The following is a 1,991-nucleotide window of genomic DNA, read 5'->3' as shown; positions in this document are numbered from 1 at the left end:
GTCAGCGTCCATAGAGCAACTTAAGTAGAGGAATTCTGTTTAAAGTGTAGCGCTGAAGTCAACTTATGGACTTAAGCATTTATACTCATTGCAAATCTGGGATGCACTCGACTCAAGTGTTCTAACATCTGATTTATTTACCTCAGAAATTTTTGAAAAGGAAACAGTAATTATTGCTTAATCCGACAAACTTGCCGGACAAGTTATTTTTAATTCCTGAGACAGTTGATTTTTTGTCAAAGAATTAATTAATGTCAATGGCATTGCTGATTTGCTAATAGTCTGAGTGTAGCTATTTTGCAAGTAATTTTTATAATTACCTTCTAAAGCAATATAAGTTTTGGCAAAAGCTAAACTCATTGTCTTCAAATAATTACGGGCAAGTTTTGGGTCAGGACTGTCAAGTTCATCGATAATATTGATCCTGCTAGGAGTTGTTGATTGTGTTGCGTCACTATGGGTACTATTTTCAATGAAAGCCAAATATTTATGGGGACTATTTAACCAAGAAAAAGGACAAACCTGTTCTAAAAGAGCCGGAGCGATCGCATCATCACTACTTGCTACCATCATGATAGGAATTTCGATATTTTCTACACCTTTTTCACCAAAAATACTCGCCCCAATAGGGTTAATGGTAAATACCGCTTTTACTCGCTTATCCGTTAAGTCTGGCCAATATTTTTCGGGTAAATCGAGGGCTAGACATTGAAGTAAATGAGAAGCATTACCAACATTTAGATTAAAGTTTTGAGCAGAACATTCTCTTGTCAATACATCAAAATTTGGTTTAGCCCCCGCCAATGCTAACCCAGTATAACCACCAAAAGAATGCCCAATTACCCCAATTTGTTGAAGATTGAAACGGCTTTGAATATCAGGTAAAATTTCCTCTAAGCGTTCTAACTGGTTAATCAAAAAACTAATATCCTGGGGTCTGTCAATAAAATCATTGACTTGTAGAATATCCTTAGCTGTACCCTGGAGATAGGATTCTAATTGTTGGCGATCGCTTCCTGGATGTTGTATCACAGCAACTGCAAAACCGTGACTCGTCAAATGTTCTGCCAGATAAGCAAAATCATCTCTTGCACTCCCAAAACCATGAGAAATAATCATTACTGGTGCGTTCTTGTGATCTATGGGTAAATACAAATCTGTAGTTAACGATCGTTCACGCTCTTGGTCATAAAGGTAGAGTTTTTGTTTTTCAATTGAGAAACTACCGGATTGCTGCAAGTTTATTTGAGGTAGACTTGCTGATTCTGAGCTAGAGTAGGAATTATCAACTTCAGATTGCTGTAAAAAGTCAGAGATTTGGTTTGTTTTTTCGTACAACTCTTCAAGTGAACCATAAATTTTAAACAAAACATCAGGATTAATCCGAATTGTTGGCGATGGATACTCTTTGAGGACATCGATTAAGTTCAAACCATCCTGATTTATTGCAGCCAACACTAAAGACGATCGCAAAGCATAAAATCCGTTTAAGTTAGCATCAGTTTGGATATGTTCGCCCAAGTAATTTAGTAGTAATTCACCTACAGAAGAGTAGAGGAAGCGTGAAACTTGCACATGATTAATTTTGATGCGTTTTTGCAATAATTCCCGCAGGCTTGCCATTTCATCATGCGAAAGACGCTGGGTATAAAATTTAAGTTCTTTGTCAATCTTACCTTCTGTAGCAAAAGTCTCTAACGATTGTACTGAAATGTCAAATTCACCAATCGGAGTGAAAACTGAAATCCTTTCTGCTGCCTTAACTGGTAATTCTATGGATAACAATGACAAGCAGACTAACAGGGTAAGCGCATCTTAAAGAGTAGCTCTGTATACAGACGATTTGCACAGACTGTGAGTTATCAGCTTATTCCCCCCGTACTCGTGACCGAATTGAGGTTTTGAGGGATGATCAACCTGTCCTGCTTATCCGAACTGAACCCATGTCTTCAGGCTTTACTCCACCGAATCCAGCCGTTTCTCCTCGTCCG

Annotated in this window: 1 protein-coding gene; it reads right to left on the bottom strand. The window is 38.0% G+C overall.

Going from position 1 to position 1,991, the window contains the following annotated elements:
- Window positions 1-177: 177 nt before the first annotated feature.
- Window positions 178-1,791 (bottom strand): alpha/beta hydrolase, encoded by a 1,614-nt coding sequence (locus ACN4EG_RS27630; RefSeq protein ID WP_431633501.1) that lies wholly within the window; start codon window positions 1,789-1,791, stop codon window positions 178-180.
- Between the last annotated feature and the right edge of the window lie 200 nt (window positions 1,792-1,991).

The sequence above is a fragment of the Alkalinema pantanalense CENA528 genome, assembly GCF_050753345.1.
GTDB classification, from domain to species: Bacteria; Cyanobacteriota; Cyanobacteriia; order Leptolyngbyales; family Leptolyngbyaceae; genus Alkalinema; species Alkalinema pantanalense.
The sequence above is the reverse complement of the archived record's forward strand: the minus strand, read 5'-3'. Positions and strand labels throughout refer to the sequence as shown.